At 66.1% G+C, this 17,115-nt stretch carries 16 protein-coding genes, 1 pseudogene and 1 riboswitch; of the genes and pseudogenes, 8 read left to right on the forward strand and 9 right to left on the reverse strand.

Annotation, left to right across the window (positions count from 1 at the left end):
* Positions 1–164: 164 nt before the first annotated feature.
* A complete protein-coding gene (locus C811_RS09980; RefSeq protein WP_016309451.1) occupies positions 165–800 on the reverse strand; it encodes an IMP cyclohydrolase in 636 nt (211 codons plus the stop codon).
* A gap of 126 nt (positions 801–926) precedes the next feature.
* Positions 927–1,009, reverse strand: a riboswitch (ZMP/ZTP riboswitch).
* 630 nt (positions 1,010–1,639) lie between these two features.
* Here C811_RS09980 and C811_RS09985 point away from each other — a divergent pair.
* The 4 genes from C811_RS09985 to C811_RS10000 all read left to right on the forward strand — a co-directional run bounded on the left by C811_RS09985 (position 1,640) and on the right by C811_RS10000 (position 6,829).
* Entirely contained in the window at positions 1,640–2,290 is a 651-nt protein-coding gene (locus tag C811_RS09985; RefSeq protein WP_016309452.1) for a putative ABC transporter permease, read from the forward strand.
* 171 nt (positions 2,291–2,461) lie between these two features.
* Positions 2,462–4,396, forward strand: coding sequence for a fructose-bisphosphatase class III (locus C811_RS09990; RefSeq protein WP_016309453.1), 1,935 nt, complete (start codon positions 2,462–2,464; stop codon positions 4,394–4,396).
* A 177-nt stretch (positions 4,397–4,573) separates the two neighbouring features.
* Positions 4,574–5,152, forward strand: a complete 579-nt coding sequence (locus C811_RS09995) for a hypothetical protein (protein WP_016309454.1) — start codon at positions 4,574–4,576, stop codon at positions 5,150–5,152.
* A gap of 132 nt (positions 5,153–5,284) precedes the next feature.
* A complete protein-coding gene (locus C811_RS10000) occupies positions 5,285–6,829 on the forward strand; it encodes an APC family permease (protein WP_016309455.1) in 1,545 nt (514 codons plus the stop codon).
* A 153-nt stretch (positions 6,830–6,982) separates the two neighbouring features.
* Here C811_RS10000 and C811_RS10005 read toward each other — a convergent pair whose 3' ends face one another.
* From C811_RS10005 to C811_RS10030, 7 genes and pseudogenes are all read right to left on the reverse strand, one after another.
* The gene (locus C811_RS10005; protein WP_016309456.1) at positions 6,983–7,288 is read right to left on the reverse strand and encodes a ferritin family protein; all 306 of its coding nucleotides are present in this window, start codon (positions 7,286–7,288) and stop codon (positions 6,983–6,985) included.
* Between the two features lie 141 nt (positions 7,289–7,429).
* Entirely contained in the window at positions 7,430–7,972 is a 543-nt protein-coding gene (locus tag C811_RS10010) for an adenine phosphoribosyltransferase (RefSeq protein ID WP_016309457.1), read from the reverse strand.
* Positions 7,973–8,116: 144 nt separating this feature from the next.
* A pseudogene (gene msrB, locus C811_RS0103325) lies at positions 8,117–8,389 on the reverse strand (peptide-methionine (R)-S-oxide reductase MsrB); the annotation flags it as partial.
* A gap of 26 nt (positions 8,390–8,415) precedes the next feature.
* Positions 8,416–8,856, reverse strand: coding sequence for a GNAT family N-acetyltransferase (locus tag C811_RS10015; RefSeq protein WP_016309459.1), 441 nt, complete (start codon positions 8,854–8,856; stop codon positions 8,416–8,418).
* 135 nt (positions 8,857–8,991) lie between these two features.
* Positions 8,992–10,680: an FAD-dependent oxidoreductase gene (locus C811_RS10020; RefSeq protein WP_016309460.1), complete on the reverse strand. Its 1,689-nt coding sequence runs from the start codon at positions 10,678–10,680 to the stop codon at positions 8,992–8,994.
* A complete protein-coding gene (locus C811_RS10025) occupies positions 10,681–11,001 on the reverse strand; it encodes a rhodanese-like domain-containing protein (RefSeq protein WP_016309461.1) in 321 nt (106 codons plus the stop codon).
* 10 nt (positions 11,002–11,011) lie between these two features.
* Positions 11,012–11,281, reverse strand: coding sequence for a DUF1905 domain-containing protein (locus tag C811_RS10030; protein WP_016309462.1), 270 nt, complete (start codon positions 11,279–11,281; stop codon positions 11,012–11,014).
* A 477-nt stretch (positions 11,282–11,758) separates the two neighbouring features.
* Between C811_RS10030 and C811_RS10035 the strand changes: the two genes are divergently transcribed.
* Genes C811_RS10035 through C811_RS10045 form a run of 4 tightly spaced genes read left to right on the forward strand, consistent with a single transcriptional unit; the run spans position 11,759 to position 15,147 of the window.
* Positions 11,759–12,190 carry a potassium channel family protein gene (locus C811_RS10035; RefSeq protein WP_016309463.1) on the forward strand — a complete coding sequence of 144 codons (432 nt, stop codon included), beginning with the start codon at positions 11,759–11,761 and terminating at the stop codon, positions 12,188–12,190.
* Complete coding sequence (locus C811_RS0103335) at positions 12,187–12,744, forward strand: potassium channel family protein (protein ID WP_016309464.1); 558 nt, start codon at positions 12,187–12,189, stop codon at positions 12,742–12,744. Before C811_RS10035 ends, C811_RS0103335 begins: the two co-directional genes overlap by 4 nt.
* Before the next feature lie 5 nt (positions 12,745–12,749).
* Positions 12,750–14,288: a TrkH family potassium uptake protein gene (locus C811_RS10040; RefSeq protein WP_016309465.1), complete on the forward strand. Its 1,539-nt coding sequence runs from the start codon at positions 12,750–12,752 to the stop codon at positions 14,286–14,288.
* The gene (locus C811_RS10045) at positions 14,275–15,147 is read left to right on the forward strand and encodes a DUF4118 domain-containing protein (protein ID WP_016309466.1); all 873 of its coding nucleotides are present in this window, start codon (positions 14,275–14,277) and stop codon (positions 15,145–15,147) included. The genes C811_RS10040 and C811_RS10045 overlap by 14 nt, the downstream gene beginning before the upstream one ends.
* Positions 15,148–15,187: 40 nt before the next feature.
* Here the strand turns inward: C811_RS10045 and C811_RS10050 are convergent, their stop codons facing one another.
* Positions 15,188–16,873 (reverse strand): SulP family inorganic anion transporter, encoded by a 1,686-nt coding sequence (locus tag C811_RS10050; RefSeq protein WP_016309467.1) that lies wholly within the window; start codon positions 16,871–16,873, stop codon positions 15,188–15,190.
* Between the last annotated feature and the right edge of the window lie 242 nt (positions 16,874–17,115).

Below are 17,115 nucleotides of genomic sequence, written 5' to 3' on the forward strand. Positions count from 1 at the left end.
GTTGTTGGAAATCACCGAGGGCGAAGCTACGCGGTATTCTGATTCGCTCAGACAGTCCTCGCTTTGTGGAAATGCCCACTGGGCATTTCCAGTCGCTGCGGAACTCGCTCGGTCAGAACACCCCGCATCTTCGCTATGCTCAACCTCCGTTGAGATGCGTGCAATTAATCCCCGAGGTTCTTGTTGTAGAGAGTGACCTCGCCGTTCACGTTGGCGTACAGACTCACCTTGTTCTCGTCGTTGAGCGCGCCCCACAGCTCGTCGGCGGTGGGCAGCGCAACGGGGATCGGCTCGCCGGCGAAAGTGGGCAGCGGGTTGCCGTCGCCCTGGTAGGTGCTGATGAAGTAGCCGCAGCCCTCGTCGACGCCCTCGTAGGCGAAGAACTCGCGAATGCAGCGGTCGTCGGCCCCGTGCTTCAGGATGGACAGCTCGAAGGTGCCGTCAGGGTTCACGATGGCCGAGATGCGCGGGGTGAAGTTCGGCGCATCGGGCTCATATTCGCGGGCCATGCAGCCGGCACGGAAGTCGCCCGCCTCCACGATAGTGTCGGTCTGGTCGCCGTTGGTCACCACGAGCGCCTCGCCCATGGTGCGCACCGGATGGTAGATGATAAGGCTCGGATCCTCCAAAAGCGCCGGGTCGTGGGCCTCGGTGCGGATGCCGTCGGGCTCAATGGCGAAGATACGGTTGCGGCTGTTAAGGCTTCGGCCCATGATGAAGTAGTACACGACGTCCTTCCCCACCACGATGCCGCGGCCCGGGTAGGGGTTGTTCTTCAGCAGTTCGACGAGATCTTGCACGGACTTCCCTTTCTCTCTGACCTGACCGCAAGCGCACGGCCCCTGCAACGGCCCGCATTCCCCCGCGGCACTTCCCCGCATTCCGCCCATGAAAAAGGGCAAACCAACGCCACGCGAATGCGCAGGTCGGCTTGCCCAGACGGTCGGCGGAAATCGCGCGCTGCTCCCCCGTGGTCTTCCACGCTTGCCCGTCAGTCACGGCGCGCTTAGCTTCGTTTCGCAGGGTACCACGATTTGACGGATCCCGCGACCGAAAACACCCCGTGCGCCCAAACCAGCGGATTTTGTGCAGTAAACGCCGCGAGATAGATGTCTCTTTCCGCTGCTACGAGAAATCGTGAAGCGACGTGGAGGAAAACGCCTGGTCAGCATCTTTCGCATTAAGCGGAAACCTGCGCACCGGGCCTCTTGCCCCCTCCGCATGTCTACTTCGCGGAGTTTACTGCGCAGAAAGTGCGACTTCAGAAACACGGCTCCGCTCACGCCCGTCTCGCCCGCGGCGCCGTGCCCGTCTCATCCACGGCGCTGCATTCGGTCTCGCCTGCACCACTCGCGCCCGGTCTCGCCTGCAACCCGTCTCGCCCGCGGCGCCGTGCCCGTCTCATCCACGGCGCTGCATTCGGTCTCGCCCGCGGCGCCGCGTCCGGCCACACACCCGATTCCGCACCCGATCCCTCACTCGGTCTCGCGGCCAGCCGCTAGCGCATGGCGCCGCATGGCCTCTCGCCGCATTCGGCAACGGGCGGGCAACGGTGAGTCAAAAGCTGAGAGATGCCACCGCCGATGGACGGCAGTCGGGAGTACCCTAGAGCCAACGGACGTCCGACTGAGGAAGCATCATGGCATTCCCGAATATGAGAAAACTGACCGAGCACGATGAGATCGGCTACTTTGCGCTCCGCACCTGGGAGTTCTGGCGCGCTCTCATCGTGTGCTTCTGCCTGTGCTGCATCCTGGGCCATTGGCTGGAAATGCCCTACTGCTGGTTGATGGATCAGTGCTTCGGCATCGTAGCCGACGACTACGCCGTGTGGACCGACCCGTGGTACCACCCTTACTGGGTCTACGGCTTCGGCGCCGTGTTCATGACCTTGCTCATCGAACCCTTGAAGGAGCGGCTGATCCTGCATCGCAAGACGCTTTGGGGCGCGTTCCTGGAATCCCTCGTTCTGGCCATCGTCATCGCCATGGTGCTGGAACTAGTCATGGGCTGGCTCATCAACCAACCCGACCCGGCCACCGGCGAGTACCCCTTCTGGGACAACTCCCAACTGCCGGGCAACGTGTTCGGCCAGGCCTGGCTCGTGAACGACTTCTTCATCGGCCTGGCCACCATGATCTACGTCTGGGTCATCTTCCCCCTGGTTTGCGAAGGCTTCTCGCTCTTGAGCCCCAAGGCCGCCAATATCGTCTTCGCCCTTATCATCGTCGGCTTCATCGCCTGCGTCACCGCCTCCTACCTGGAGCTGAGGCTCTGGGAAAAGTACTAGGGGACGCTCCTCCGACAGCACGCTTTCGCGACTCCCCGCGAGATCGCACGCCGTCGCCACCCCGTATCACGGCAAGCGACTCCGCAGTTTCTGCGGCGACGGACGGGGCGGTGTCGGGGTCGGATACAATGGGGCAGCGAAATCCCTGCGGTCCAACAAGGAGGATAATCTATGGACGCGCCTGAAACGACCTACCTGGAGACCCTCTCGGAACTGTACCCCACCGCCGAGGAAGCGGCGGCGGAAATCGCGCTCTTGGAAGGAGCGCTCGCCCTGCCGCGGGGCACCGAGCTGTTCGCCTCGGATATCCACGGGGAGCACAATGCGTTCTCCCATCTGGTGCGCAACGGCTCCGGCGCCGTACGCGAGCTCGTAGCGGCCGTCTTCCCCGACGCGACCGCCGATGCGCGCGCCGAGTTGGCAGCCGCCGTGTGCTACCCCGCCGAGAAGGCCGAGCTGGTTTTGGAAGATGCCGGCGAGGAAGCGCTCGCCGATCTCATCGAGCAGCTGGCCGCCGTGGCGCGGGCGGCCGTCGAGCGGCACCTGCTCGTGGAGGTCGACGCGTTCGTCCCCGAAGACTTCGCCGTCGTCATCGGCGAGCTCTTGGCCGCCACGCCGGCCAAGAGCCCCTGCGCTCGGGCCCTCATCGAGGGGGCCGTAGACAGCGGCGCCGGCATCGTCGTCGCCGAGATCCTGGGCGAACTTACGCAGCACCTCACCATCGACCGGCTACACCTCGTCGGCGATGTGTACGACCGGGGCCCGGCCCCCCACCTCATCATGGACGAGCTCCTCACCCACCCCAGCGTGGACGTGCAGTGGGGCAACCACGACATCCTGTGGATGGGCGCCGCCCTCGGCCAACCCGGCAGCGTGGCCAACGTCGTGCGCATCTGCGCCCGCTACGGCAACCTGTCCATCCTGGAGGACGCCTACGGCATCAACTTGCGCCCCCTGGCCAGCTTCGCCGCCGAGGCCTACGGCGACGATCCCTGCGTCGCCTTCGCCCTCAAAGGCAACCCCGGTCTCTCCGAGGCCGAAACGCGCCTGACGGAGAAGATCCAGAAGGCCATGGCCATCATTCAGTTCAAGGTGGAAGCGGCTCTCATCGCCGAGAACCCTTCCTTCGACCTGGACGACCGCAATCTGCTGCACCGCATCAACCGCGAGCGCAACACCGTGATAGTTGACGGCGTGGAATACGAGCTGACCGACACCGTGTTCCCCACCGTGGACTGGGACGACCCCTATCGCCTGACCGAGGGCGAGGAAGCTGTCATCGAGCAGCTCTGCGCCGCATTCTCCGGCTGCGAGCGACTCCAGCGCCACATGGACTTCCTCCTCACCCACGGCAGCCTGTACAAGATCGTAAACGGCAACCTGCTGCTGCACGCCTGCGTGCCCCTGGCCGCCGACGGCAGCCTCATGGAGGTCACTCTGTTCGGGAAGACCTACCAGGGCAAGAGCCTCTACGACATGGTGGACGCCTCGGTGCGGGCCGCCTATCTGGCCACCGACGAAGCCGAGCGCAAGCGCGGGCTGGACATGCTGTGGTACCTGTGGCTCGGCCCCGGCTCGCCGCTCTTCGCCAAGAGCAAGATGGCCACCTTCGAGCTGTACCTCATCGCCGACAAGGCCGCCCGCAAGGAAGTGAAGAACCCCTTCTACACGCTGCTGGACGACGATGCCGTCATCGATCGCATCTTCGAGGACTTCGCCATGGATCCGGCCACCTCGCGCATCATCTGCGGACACGTGCCGGTGAAGGTGAAGGACGGCGAGGATCCGGTGAAGGCCGCAGGGCGCGTGCTCTGCATCGACGGCGGCTTCTCGGCACCTTACCAGAAGACCACGGGGCTAGCGGGATTCACCCTGGTATCGAACGCCGAGGGACTGTTCCTGGATGCGAACACACCGCTATCCAGCCGTCAGGCGGCCATCGCGGATAACGCCGATATCGTAGCCGAGCGTCGGGTCATCGAGCGCTACGAGACGCCGCGCAGCGTGGAGGACACCGACGAGGGCGCGGCCCTGCGCGAGCGGGTCGTTGAGCTGGCACGGCTCATCGAAGCCTACGACAGCGGCCTGATTGCCGGGGCGCAATAGCCGCATCGTCGCCGTATCGCCTTCATCACCGGGCATTTTACGGGCTCCGCTTCAGGGCGGGGCCCGTTTTGCATAGAAGGAAAATTCTCAAAATGAGACTATTGCGACTATATCTTCCCTCGCACAAATGCGCTATGGTGGGAAGCGCCTGCCGCCCCGTCCCCTCCAGGAGAAGCCATGAGCCACACCGACATCTTCAACTGGCCCCCTTTCGCCGTACCCGTCACGGCGCCGCAGGTGAGCCTTTACTTCGACCGCACCGGCGGCCTGATAGACACATCCGGCTGGCAATGCACCGACCGCCAGGGCCGACGCTACGTCAGCGCGGCCGTGTATTTCGGTGCCCTCGCACTCCACGGAGGCACCGTCAGCGAGCGGGAGCGCCATATGCGCCAGGGGCTGGGACTGCCGCAGTCGGGGACCATCCGCCTCGATTACGCTTGCACCGCCGACGAGGTGCTCCTTCTGCGTGCCGGCATTCCGGGCCACCTCCCCCAGCCCTATACTGTCCTTGCAGCGGGCGCCGTCGCAGAGGCCGAGAGCCTCATCGCCGACTTTCTCGCCCGCGATTTCCGCACGATTCTGCTGTGCCGCTGCAGTCAGCAGGCCGACGGAGACATCCTCTTCGAAGGCGAGGCGGAATTCTACGAGGGATTCCTAGGCGATGATGGCCTCCCCTTGCCGGTGGGAGACAGCGACTCTGCCGATGACGCCCTCCAGCCCTTGGGCTGCGGGCTCGGTCTCGTGCGTTCCTAGAAGCACCGCTGACCCCAACCGCCGCGTCTCATCCGCTTGCCGCCGCGGTGCGCCTGCGCCTACCCGCTTGGGGGGAATGAACTACACTGCAATCCTCATCTACTGCCGAGCCTTCAAGGGGGTGGTTCGCGCTTGGCCGCCAACAACTCGTTTCCTGCCGGAGAACAGGATCTCTTCCCGCCGACCCCGCCCGAAGGGTCCATCGGCAACCTGCGGAAGACCAACATCAGTGCGCTCGGCATTGCCTTCATGCTGTTCTGCCTCGTGTCGGCCGGTGCCTTCGGCATCGAGGAGATCATTCCCGCCGCAGGCCCCGGGCTCACCCTCATCATCCTCATGGTGCTGCCCTTCGTGTGGGCGCGTCCCATCAGCCGGCTCGTGGCCGAGGCCAACGCCATCCTGCCGCGGGAAGGCGGCATCTACGCCTGGGCCAAGGAGACCTTCGGGGAGTTCTGGGGGTTTCAGGCCGGCTGGTGGACCTCCATGGACACCTACATCTCCTCAGGCGCCTACATCGCCATGGTGGGCGGCTACACCTCCCAGCTGCTGTCCCTCGATGCCGAGGGCACCTTCGTGGTGAAGCTTTTGGTGGTGGGCTGCTTCACCGTGGTCAACCTCGTCGGGCTCATCGAGGTGGAGCGCATCAGCTCGTTCTTCTCGGTGCTCATCCTCATCGTGTTCGGCATGGCCGTGGTCTTCGGGCTCATCAACTGGCAGACCAACCCCTTCGACCCCATCTTCGCCGCACCGGAGGCCCCTATGGGCTGTTTGGTGGACTCGCTGTCCATAGGCATCTGGATGTACTGCGGCTACGAGTGCATCGCCGCCATGTCCGGGGAATACGAGGACTCGTCCCGCAACGTGGCCAAGGGCTTCCGCATCGCCCTGCCGCTCATCGCCCTGTCCTACATCCTGCCCACCTTGGCCTGCCTGGCAGCCTACCCGGCCGGCTCGTGGACGCAATGGGGCATCGACGGCGGCTTCTCGGCCGACGTGCTCGGCTACGGCACCATCTTCGCCACGGTGCTCGGCCACTCCGGCGTGGTGCTGTTCCTCGTCATCGCCATCATGAGCCAGTGCACCATCTACAACACCTACCTGGCCAGCGGCTCCCGCAGCTTCTGGGTGCTGTCGGAAGACAACCTGTTCCCCAAATTCATCCGCAAAGTGGACAAGGCCGGCCGCAGCCCCTATGTGGGCGTGCTCACCATCGCCGCCTCGTCGCTCGTCTTCTCGCAGTTCGACTTCACCACCATTATCGAGATGAACATCATCTTCATCCTTGCCCGCTACATGTTCCTCGGCTTCATCGTGATGCGCCTGCGCAAGATGTACCCGGTGGAAAGCCGTCCGGCCGATATGTACGTCATCGGCGGCGGAAAGGTGGGCGTGCGCCTGTACTCGGCTTTGGCCTTCGGCATCGCCACCTTCACCCTGTGCCTGAGCCCCGTGGCGAACTTCTTCGCCACCGTGGCGTTCCTCGCCTCGGGCGTGGTGGCCTATATCATCTTCAAGAAGATCTACGGCGGCCTGGCGAAGGAGAACCCCGAGCATCACCCCACCGATCCCCGCACGGGCCTGGCCGTGGGAGATACGCGCCGCATCGGGCTGTTCGCCCTCATCGTGGCGGGGCTGTTCGCGCTGAACGTTGCGCTGAACCTGCTGTTTCTCGGGTAGGGGCGCAGAAAGGGGAAGGCGGGGCGCAGGACCCTCTCCAGGGAAAGCTTCCCCAAAAGGGAACCGCCCGTTCAGTAACGGATCGCGCAAACACGAAGCGGCGCCCCCGGAATTTCCGAGGACGCCGCGTTCTCGTTTGGGGCGAAGTTCCGCCTACTTGCCTTTCTTGTCGCCGAGCAGCTCGCGCACTTCCTCGCGGCCCTCGTCGTGCAGGCCCTTCTCGTCGGGGCACAGGCGCTCCAACAGCTCGAGAAGCTCGCCCATATGCTCGCGCTCCTCATCGCGGATATCGGAGAGCACCTTGATGGCGTCCTTGTTGTCCGTGGCGAGAATGTGGGCATCGTACTCGTGGATGGCCTCCAGCTCGCCCACCAGATCCTGGCGGATGGCGTTGGCCAGCTCGCGGTCGGTCAGCTTGCGGGGAACTTCCATGACGAAGGGGTTCGAGAGAATTGCCATAATGCGTCACTCCTTAACTCGCAGGGCCAGGCGATGCGAAGGCACCGCCCCTCGACCCGACCATAATATCGGAGCGCGCAGTCACTTGCCGACCCGCCTCATCACCTTACACCGACCCGTTGACGCCGCGCCACCGGCCGATTACGTTCGCGGCTCGCCCTCCACGGCTATAAGCGAGAACACCTCGGCATCGGTTTCCTCGGCGATCACGGCACGGGGGCTCAGGAAGGCCAGCTCCATAACGAAGCCGAGGCCCGCCAGATGCGCGCCGCTCGCGCGCACGAGGCGTACCATGGCCGTGGTGGTGCCGCCCGTGGCCACCAAATCGTCCACGATGAGCACCACGTCGTCGGGCGTCAGCGCATCGGCGTGAATCTCCAGCGCATCGGTGCCGTACTCCAGCACATAGGACTCGCGCAGCGTCGTACGCGGGAGCTTGCCCGGCTTGCGGCAGGGCACGAAGCCAGCTCCCAGGCGCAAGGCCACCGCCGCGCCCACAATGAAGCCGCGGGCCTCGGCGCCCACCACCTTCGTGATGCCGGCACCGGCGAAGTGCGCGGCCAAGTCGTCCACCATGGCGGCGAAGGCCGCGCCGTCCGCAAAGGCCGGCGTGAGGTCCTGAAACACGATACCCGGCTTCGGATAGTCGGGAATGGGCACGATGAGCTCTTCGTAGGGGCGCATGAAGCTTCCTTTCTCATTCGCAATCGAAGCTTTCTCATTGTCGCACACGAGCCGCACCCCGAGCACCGGGCCACCAAGCCGTAACGCAAGCTTCGCCCGAGGCGGCCCCGATGCGAGTCGCCAACTTGCCCCCGTTGCCTCTACCTATTGAGACACGACATCGCGCAGGTAGCCGTAGCCTTCAGCTTCTAGCTTGTCGGCGGGAATGAAACGGAGGGCGCTTCCGTTTATACAGTAGCGTTGGCCACCCAGCTCAACTGGTCCATCTGCGAAGACGTGGCCCAGATGGCTGTCTCCGACAGCGCTGCGCACCTCCACGCGGGGCATGCCGGAGATAGACTCGTCCACCGACTCCTTGACGACGCTTTCAGCCAGCGGACGCGCGAACGACGGCCATCCGCAGCCGGCGTCGAACTTATCCCGGGCCGCCCCGGCCGGATAGGTTAGCGCGTCAGGCGCATCTCGATATGGGGAATGCCGCCGTCGTCGAACTCGTCGGAGGTCTGCTTGAAGCCGAGCTTCTCGTAGAAGCCGCGGGCCTGCACCTGGGCCTCGATGGTGATGACGTCGGCGCCCAGCTCACTTTGGGCCACGCGGATGGCCTCCTCCATGATGCGACGCCCCGCGCCCATGCCGCGGCTCACCGCGATGACGCGGCCGATGGAGGGGGTCTCGTGGGCCACGCCGGCCGGCAGCACCCGGGCATAGGCCGCAAGCGCGCCGTCCCCGTCGCGCAGCCACAGGTGCAGCGCCTCCTTGTCGGCGTCGTCCACCTCTTGGTAGGGGCTCTGCTGCTCCACGACGAACACCGCACAGCGCAGTTTCAGCATCTCGTGATATTCGTCCAGGCTCAGCTCGTGAAAACGCTTGACGGTCAATGCCATGCCAGCCTCCTTAGTTGCCGCGGTGCGCCCCGTCTTCGAGGCGCACCTCTTTTCGCGCAGGGGCCCGTCGCCCCTCTCTTTTTCCCTTCTCACCCCGGAGCAATCCAGGATCAATCCGAAGCGGGCGCTCAGTCCCTAACGCTCGGCACCGCAGGGGCGGGCGCAGCGCACCGGCTCCCCGTCGGCAGCCACCACGCGGTAGAAGCCGTAGCCGCCACGGAAATTGTAGGCGTCGAAGCCGTGCTGGGCCAGCATGCGGCAGGCCACGTAGCTGCGCAGGCCCGACTGGCACGTCACGTAGACCGGCGCTGAGGTCGGCAGCTCACCCAGGCGGTCGCGCAGCTCATCCAGAGGAATGTGCACAAACCCGTCGATGTGGCCCCGATCCCATTCTGCTTCCGTGCGCACGTCGAGCAGCGTGGCGCCAGCCGAGCGCAGAGCCGGTATCTCGTCGTAGCCGGCCTGCTTCATCAGGCCGGCGGCCACGTTCTCGATCATGAAGCCGACCATGTTCACGGGGTCCTTGGCCGAGGAATAGGGCGGCGCGTAGGCCAGGTCCAGATCTTTCAGACGCGCCCCATCGGCTCCCAGCTGCATGGCGCAGGCCAGAACGTCGATGCGCTTGTCTGCCCCCTCGGCCCCTACGATCTGGGCGCCGAGCAGCCGCAGCGTGTCCCTCTCAAACACCACCTTCATGGTCAGGGGGCGTGCGCCGGGGTAGTAGCCGGCATGGGAGCCGGGCGACAGGATAACCGTGTCGCAATCGTAGCCCTGGGCGCGGGCGGCCGCCTCGTTCAGGCCCGTGGACGCTACGGTGAGATCGAACACCTTGATGACCGACGAGCCCCAGGAGCCGCCATAGCGGCTGTTAAGACCGCAGATGACGTCGGCGGCGATGCGCCCCTGCTTGTTGGCGGGGCCGGCCAAGGCCACGAGCGCCTTCTTTCCCGTCACGCCGTGAGTCACCTCCACGGCATCGCCCACGGCGAAGATGTCCGGGTCGGAGGTGCGCATGGACGCATCGGCGGCAATACTGCCGCGCTGGCCGAGGGCGAGCCCCGCCTCGGCGGCCAAATGCGCCTCGGGCGCCACGCCGATGACGAGCACCACCAGATCGGCCGGCAGCGCCTCGCCGTCGCCGAGGCGCACGACAAGACCGCAGGCGTCCTCGTCCACCGCCTCCAGCGAGCCGCCGAGCACGAGACGCACCCCGTGGGCGCGCATCTCAGCGTGCACGAAAGCGGCCATGTCGGCGTCCAGGGGCTTCAGCAGTTGCGCGGGCCGCTGCACGAGCGTGGTTTCCACGCCCATCTCCACCAAGTTCTCGGCGGCCTCGATGCCGATGAAGCCGCCGCCGACTACCACGGCCCGGCGCGGCGCCTTCTCGATCACAAACGTGCGCAGAGCCAGGGCGTCCTCTACCGTGCGCAAGGTGAACACCCGCGGCGAATCCAGCGACACGGCCGCCGGCACCACCGGAGCGGCCCCCGGCGCCAAGATGAGCTTGTCGTAGGGCTCCTCGTAGATGCGGCCCGTCTCCGCCTCGCGCACCGAGACCGTCTTCGCCTCCCGGTTGATGGCGGTCACCTCGCTGCCCACGCGCACGTCGATGTTGAAGCGCTCGCGGAAGCGCTCCGGCGTCTGCAGCGTCAGCTCGGCGCGGTCGGCGATAACGCCGCCCACGTAGTAGGGCAGCCCGCAGTTCGCGTAGGACACGTAGCCCGTGCGCTCCACCATGACGATCTCGGCGCTCTCGTCCAGCCGACGCAGCCGCGCCGCCGCGCTCGCACCGCCGGCCACACCCCCGATAATGACGACCTTCATCTAGCGCTCCACCTCCCCGTTCCAGCTCCCAATACCGCCGATATTGCGCACATCGCCGTAGCCCGCCCGCTTCAGGGCCGCCGCGGCCTGGGCGCTGCGACCGCCGCTCAGGCAGTACACGAACAGCGGCGTGGCCGCCTCGGGCACCGCTGCCGCTATGGAGCCGATCTGCTGCAGCGGCACGTTCACCGCGCCGGGGATATGGCCGTCGGCAAACTCCGCCGGCGTGCGCACGTCGACGAGCTTCGCCCCTGGCGTCTCGCGGAACTCCCGCACCCCGGCGTTGATGTCGGCCGGCCTCAAGCTGTCAAACAATCCCATGGTTTCCCCTTCAGGCTCGCTCGCGAACAGTCACGTGCACCGTATCGCCGGGCTGCTTCCCCACGGCCGCGCGGATATCCTTCCGCACGCCGATGATATGGCCGGGCGTTCCCATGCGCACGAGGCTTCCATCATAGGGCACGCCGTCGAAGGTAGCGCGCACCTTCACCCGTCCGCGCCCGAATTCCTCCCGAACGTCGTAGGGAAACTCCACATAAGCCCCGTCGATGTCGGGCACCTTCTTCAATTCCGCCTCGAATTCGTAGGTTTTCTCATTCATCGGAACGCCCCCTATCGCGCGCGGCGCTTTGCCGTCGCCAGCTCCGGCAAGAGCCCGTCTGCCAGATTCGAGTGCCTTTGCGGCAGGGCACATGGTATCTCAGAGAAAGAGGGCTCATCAATGCCTTGAGGAGGCGGACTCGATCGTTCGCCCTTTAGACGCGTTCGGCAGCTTGCTCGATACGCCCCACGCTTTGCGCGACAGTCCGAACCCGGAGAAGATCACCTGTCGGCCATGGCGGGGGACGCCTGCGGCGAAGCAGCCCCTTCCCAAGGTGCCAAGTTGCGAACAAGAGGGCAACGGGCCGTCCAAGGCGGCGCTAAAGCCTTACCATGACGGTCATGGACGAGACGACGAACGAAACAACCGCCGCAACCGCGGCCGCGCCCGAAACCGCACCGAAGACCGCGGGCCGCGCCCAAAGCGGCCCGGTGAAGCCGGGCGTCTTGGGCGCGGCACCGGGAAGGGAGGCCTAGGATGGCGAAGCGGGCCCGCATCATCGTGGTGGGGTGCAGCATGTTCGGCACGGCCGTGGCCCGGGCGCTTTCGGGTGCGGGCCACGATGTCATTGCCGTGGACATGCAGGAAGGCGCCTTAGACGCCCTGGGCGACGATTTCGACGGTGAGATCATCACCGGCGACGGCAAGAGCGCCCAGGTGCTGGAGGAGTGCGGCGTGCGCGAGGCCACGCACCTGGTGGCCGCCACGAGCGACGATGCCGCCAACCTGCTCATCGCCGAGGTGGCCAGCGAGGTGTTTGGCGTGCCCCACGTGCTGCCCCTCGTGGAAGACGAGGCCTTCGTGGAAATCTTGGAGGATCGGGGCATCGAGCCCATTTGCCCCCACCGCATCTGCGAAGCGGAGTTCTTCCGCCTCACCGACCTGGCCCGAGGCGGTGAGACCCCATGAGAGTGGTCATCGTGGGCGGTCGCACCCGAGCCGACTACCTCATGGGGGCGCTCGCCGAGGAGGCCGAGGCCGTGGTGGTCATCAACGACGACCGCCGCTTCTGCGAGTACCTCTCCAGCCGCCACGAAGGTACGGTGATCTGGGGCGACGGCACCAAGCGATCGGTGCTGGAAGATGCCGACGTGGCCGGCTTCGACGCCATTGTGGCCCTGACCGGCTACGATGCCGACAACCTGGCCATCTGCCAGGTGGCCAAGGCCTTCCTCGATATCCGCCTGCAACTGTGCATCGTCTCCAATCCGGAGAACACGCGCATCTTTCGCCAGCTGGGCGTGACTGCGGCCATCAGCGCCACGGCCGCTCTCACCCAGGCTATCCGCGACGCCATCGGCGCCGTGGCCCCGGACGAGGGCGAAGCGGCCGCGGAAGACGCCGACCAGCGCGAGCCCGACGACGAGGAAAACATCGATCCGGAGGAGGACGGCGGCGAGGAGGGCGGCTCGCTCCTGTCGCTTCTGGGCTCCTGGCACCGGATCGGGAAAGACCGGAGGTAGCCGCCATGGCTAAACTTCGGAGCAGCGCCATTTCGCCGAGCGTAGTTGTGGGCGCGGTTAACGAGGGGCGGCCGCACCCCTTGGCCCCGCTCGCCCGCTACGTGGGCGTGGCCGTCATGTTCGTCGGCCTGGCAGGGCTCGTTCCCCTGGCCGTGCTGCCAGCTCATCCCGCCGAGGTGCCCCTGGCCCCCTGCTTCATCTTCCCGGGCCTGGGGGCAGCAGTGGCGGGATACCTCGTGTACTTCGCCGTGCCCGACCCCGGCCCCTCCGTGCGTCTGACACGGGGGCAAGCCGCCGCATGCACGGTGCTTGTCTGGGTGCTGGCCATCATCGTGTACGCCGTCCCCTATGTGGCGGCAGGCCTGCTCACCCCCATGCAGGCCGTCTTCGAATCCACAAGCGGGCTCACCACCACGGGCTTGAGCGTCGTGGACGTGGACACTTGCCCCGCCATCTTCCTGTTCTACCGCAGCCTCACCTGCTACCTCGGCGGCGTGGGGCTGGTGCTTATCCTCACTTGCGTAGTCAGTCAAACGGGCGGCCTGGGAGTGTACAACGCCGAGGGCCACACCGACCACCTGCTGCCGAGCGCCGCCAAAACCGCCCGGCTCATCCTGCTCATTTACACGGGGCTCATCCTGGGCGGCGCCCTCGCCTACGGGCTGGCCGGCATGACCCCCTTCGACGCCCTGAACATTTCCATGTGCGCCGTGCCCACCGGCGGCTTCGCCACCCACAGCGAGAGCATCGCCTACTGGCACAGCCCCCTCATCGACGGCATCACCATCGTGCTCATGATCGCCGGCGGCACGAACTTCCTGCTGCTGTTCCTGCTTCTGCGGGGGAAACTCAAGGCGCTTCTCACCCACATCGAGACGCCCCTTTACTTCGGCACCGTCGCAATCGCCACGCCGGTGGTAGCCGGCTTCTTCCTGGCCCAGGGCACCGCCGCCGACGTGCCCGATGCGCTGCGCCACAGCCTGTTCCAGGTGGTGTCGGTGCTCACCTCCACGGGGTTTCAGACCATTCCCTCCTTCGGCGACTTGAGTCCGGCGCTGCTGTTCCTGTTCGGCCTGCTCATGCTCGCGGGAGCCGAGGCCCGCTCCACCTCCGGCGGCATCAAGCTGTACCGCGTTGCCGTGGCCGTCCGGGGCCTGGCCCACGACCTGCACGGGCGCTACGGCAATAAGCGGCACGTGACCAGCATCAAAATCAATCGCTTCGGGAAACGCTCGGTGCTCACCGACGAGGACGTGTCCGAGGCCCAGACCTTCGTGGCCCTGTACCTGCTGGTGGCGGCCGTGGGCACCTTCCTGCTCATCCTGTGCGGGGCCACCCTGCAGGAGGCGCTGTTCGACTTCGTCTCCTGCCTGGGCAGCACCGGTGTGGGCACGGGGTTCCTCGGCGCCGAAAGCGGGCCGGTGCCCCTGTTCATCGGGTGTGCGGGTATGCTGCTCGGCCGCCTCGAGATCATCCCGCTGTTTCTGGGCGTGAGGGCCCTCGCCTCGACGGCGTGGAAAGGAGTTCGTCGTGATCGTACCTAGGCAAAGCGACCCCACGCCGGCGGGGAACGAGCAGAAAGCCGCGAAAGCACCGGAAACGAAAGGGCCGGCGCCCGCGAAGCCGAGCAGGGGGACGCCGCCTTCCCCGGCGGTCCGGCGACGGGTGCGCAACCTCGTCGTGCTCGCCATCCTGTACGGGGCGGGGCTGGCCGCCGTGTGGGGTTTCTCGCTCATGGGGGTGAGCACGCTCGTGGTCTTCCCCGTGTTCGTGCTCGGCGTGCTCATCGCCAGCCTGGAGACCGATTCGGGCCTGTGGGGCGGGGCACTGGGGCTTGCCTTCCTGCTGTCCTACGACTTCCTGTTCGCCAGCCCCATGCTGGAGCTGAAGGTGCTCAACCGCACCGATCTGGTGGCGCTCGTCATCTTCGTGGCCGTGGCGCTCATCATGGGGGTCATCACCCACCGCATGAGCCGCCAGGTGCAGGCCGCCGACCGCACCGCCACCGCGCTCAGCCGGCTGAATCGCCTGAGCGCCGGCCTTTTCGAGAGCACCACTCCCGCCGAGGCCTGTCGCTTTTCCCAGGAGTTCCTGGCGAAGATCCTGCGGCGGGACGTCACGATCGCCCTGGGCGAGCCGGGCCCGGACGCACCGAGCGCAGTCCGCGACTGCTACGAGCAGCGCATCCCCACCGGCTACGGCGAAGTGGGCTACCGCGGCGTACCGGAGAAGTTCTTGCCCCTGGGGATGAAGGGGCGCATCTTCGGCGTCGTGGCCGTCGACTGCACCGCCGGCGACCTCGATGGTGCCAGCCGTACCCTCATCGCCTCGGTGGCGGCCCAAACCCTCGTGGCCGTGGAGCGCAACACGTTGAAAGAGCAGCAGGATATCTCGGAGGAGTAAACTCCCTCGCAGAAGCCGCCGGCATCGCCCTTGCGGCCCGCTACTCGGTCGCCGCCGGCGCCCCCTCCCCTAGCAGGTCGCGGGCGTGGGCGATGGCGTCGTCGATGCTGGCGCGGAAGTGCTCCTCCCCCACCAAATCGACGAAGCTGGCGCGGCGCATGGTCTTCATGGGCTGCTCGTTCACGTGGGAGAAGATGAGGCTGACGCCGTGGGCGCTGCAGTACTCGTAGAGGTTCTCCAGGGCGTTCATGCCCGTGGCGTCCAGCGAGGGCACGCCGCGCATGCGGATGATCAGGTAGCGGGTGAAGTCCTTCACCGAGATGTCGGCGATGCGCTCGGTCATGCCGAAGAACATCGGCCCGTTGATCTCGTACACGCGCACGCTTTTCGGCAGCTCGCGCAAGTGGGTGACCTCGGAGTTCTCGTCGCCGTAGTACTTCCAGCCCTTCACCTCGGTCTCCTCGCTCACCATCTTCATGAACAGCACCATGGTGATGAGCATGCCCGCGGCAATGGCGATCACCAGATCGAAGACGATGGTCAGCGCAAAGGTGAGCAGCAGCGTGGCCACGGCCCCCTTCGACGCCGTCTGGCACAGGTGCGCGAAGTTGCGCCAGCCGCACATGTTGTAGGCCACGTATAGCAAAATGGCCGCGATGGCGGGCATGGGAATGAGCGCCGCGTAGGGCATGAGGAAGGCGAGCACGGCCACGAGCACGAGCGCGTGCACCATGCCGGCGATGGGCGTGCGGCCGCCGGCCTTCACGTTCGCGGCCGTGCGGGCGATGGCGCCGGTGGCCGGAATGCCGCCGAAGAGTACCGATGCGATGTTGCCGATGCCCTGGGCCACCAGCTCGTCGTTGGCGCGGTGATGGGAGCTGATCATGGAGTCGGCTACCACGCAGGACAGAAGCGACTCGATGGCGGCCAGAATGGCGATGGTGGCGCCGTTGGCCAGCTGGTCGCGGAACAGCGCGAAGCTGAGCTGGGGCAGGTGGAACTCGGGCAGGCCGCTGTTGATGGCGTAGAGGTCGCCGATGGTGAGCACATCCAAATCGAAGCCGCTCACGAGCGCGACGCCCGCGAACAGCGCCATGAGCGAGCTGGGAACCCGCGGCACCAGGCGCGGCCACAGGAACAGCACGGCCAGGCAGACAAGGCCCACGATGCAGGCCTGGGCGTTCACCGTGGCGATGTTGCCGGCCAGCGCCGCCACCTTGTCCACGGTCTCCACCGTCGCAGTGCCGGCGGGATAGGTCAGGCCGAGGAAGTCCTTCAGCTGACCGATGGCAAGCGTGACGGCAATGCCCGCCGTGAAGCCCGTGGTGATGGTGAAGGGCACGAAGCGGATGATGGCGCCCAGCTTGAACAGGCCCATGAGGATGAGCAGGATGCCGGCGATGATGGTGGCCGCGATGAGGCCGTCCATACCGTCGGTGGCCACGATGCCCGCGACAATGGTGGCGAAGGCCGCTGTGGGGCCCGAGATCTGCACGCGGCTGCCGCCGAGAAACGCGATGAGGAAGCCTGCCACGATGGCGGTGTAGAGGCCCTGCTCGGGCGACACCCCCGAGGCGATGCCCAGGGCAATGGATAGCGGCAGGGCAACGATGGCCACCACGATGCCGGCCACGATGTCGCGGGGAATTTGCCGCTTGAGCTCCTCGGGGCTGGAATGCTTGATGATGCTGAAGAGAATCGGCTTGATCTTGTCGCGCTGCTGCATAGTTCGGGGGCTCGGCTCCTTGGGTCGGCATCGGTCTGGGTGGCGGGTGGGGCGCGCCGGCGGGTTGGCGCGCGGCGACCCGGCGGCCCAGCGGCCCGGGCAGATGGCCGCGGCCGCACGCCTCTTCCCGAGCCAACGGCACAGCACCGCCCCAAGACCCGGGGCGGCTTGCTCAACTATGAGTCATTGAATCAACAAGAAAGCGCAAGGCGGGATTGTACGCCCGACCAGCGGCGCGCACA

Source organism: Adlercreutzia caecimuris B7 (assembly GCF_000403355.2).
In the GTDB taxonomy this organism is placed as follows: domain Bacteria; phylum Actinomycetota; class Coriobacteriia; order Coriobacteriales; family Eggerthellaceae; genus Adlercreutzia; species Adlercreutzia caecimuris.

What these genes read in the sequence shown, in the direction of transcription:
- C811_RS09990 (WP_016309453.1), top strand. Translation starts at nt 2,462, where the DNA reads ATGGACGCGCCTGAAACGACCTACCTGGAGACCCTCTCGGAACTGTAC.
- C811_RS10035 (WP_016309463.1), top strand. Translation starts at nt 11,759, where the DNA reads ATGGCGAAGCGGGCCCGCATCATCGTGGTGGGGTGCAGCATGTTCGGC.
- C811_RS10010 (WP_016309457.1), bottom strand. Translation starts at nt 7,972, where the DNA reads ATGCGCCCCTACGAAGAGCTCATCGTGCCCATTCCCGACTATCCGAAG.
- C811_RS10050 (WP_016309467.1), bottom strand. Translation starts at nt 16,873, where the DNA reads ATGCAGCAGCGCGACAAGATCAAGCCGATTCTCTTCAGCATCATCAAG.
- C811_RS10040 (WP_016309465.1), top strand. Translation starts at nt 12,750, where the DNA reads ATGGCTAAACTTCGGAGCAGCGCCATTTCGCCGAGCGTAGTTGTGGGC.
- C811_RS10025 (WP_016309461.1), bottom strand. Translation starts at nt 11,001, where the DNA reads ATGGGATTGTTTGACAGCTTGAGGCCGGCCGACATCAACGCCGGGGTG.
- C811_RS0103335 (WP_016309464.1), top strand. Translation starts at nt 12,187, where the DNA reads ATGAGAGTGGTCATCGTGGGCGGTCGCACCCGAGCCGACTACCTCATG.
- C811_RS10005 (WP_016309456.1), bottom strand. Translation starts at nt 7,288, where the DNA reads ATGGCAATTCTCTCGAACCCCTTCGTCATGGAAGTTCCCCGCAAGCTG.
- C811_RS10015 (WP_016309459.1), bottom strand. Translation starts at nt 8,856, where the DNA reads ATGGCATTGACCGTCAAGCGTTTTCACGAGCTGAGCCTGGACGAATAT.
- C811_RS09985 (WP_016309452.1), top strand. Translation starts at nt 1,640, where the DNA reads ATGGCATTCCCGAATATGAGAAAACTGACCGAGCACGATGAGATCGGC.
- C811_RS09995 (WP_016309454.1), top strand. Translation starts at nt 4,574, where the DNA reads ATGAGCCACACCGACATCTTCAACTGGCCCCCTTTCGCCGTACCCGTC.
- C811_RS10030 (WP_016309462.1), bottom strand. Translation starts at nt 11,281, where the DNA reads ATGAATGAGAAAACCTACGAATTCGAGGCGGAATTGAAGAAGGTGCCC.
- C811_RS10020 (WP_016309460.1), bottom strand. Translation starts at nt 10,680, where the DNA reads ATGAAGGTCGTCATTATCGGGGGTGTGGCCGGCGGTGCGAGCGCGGCG.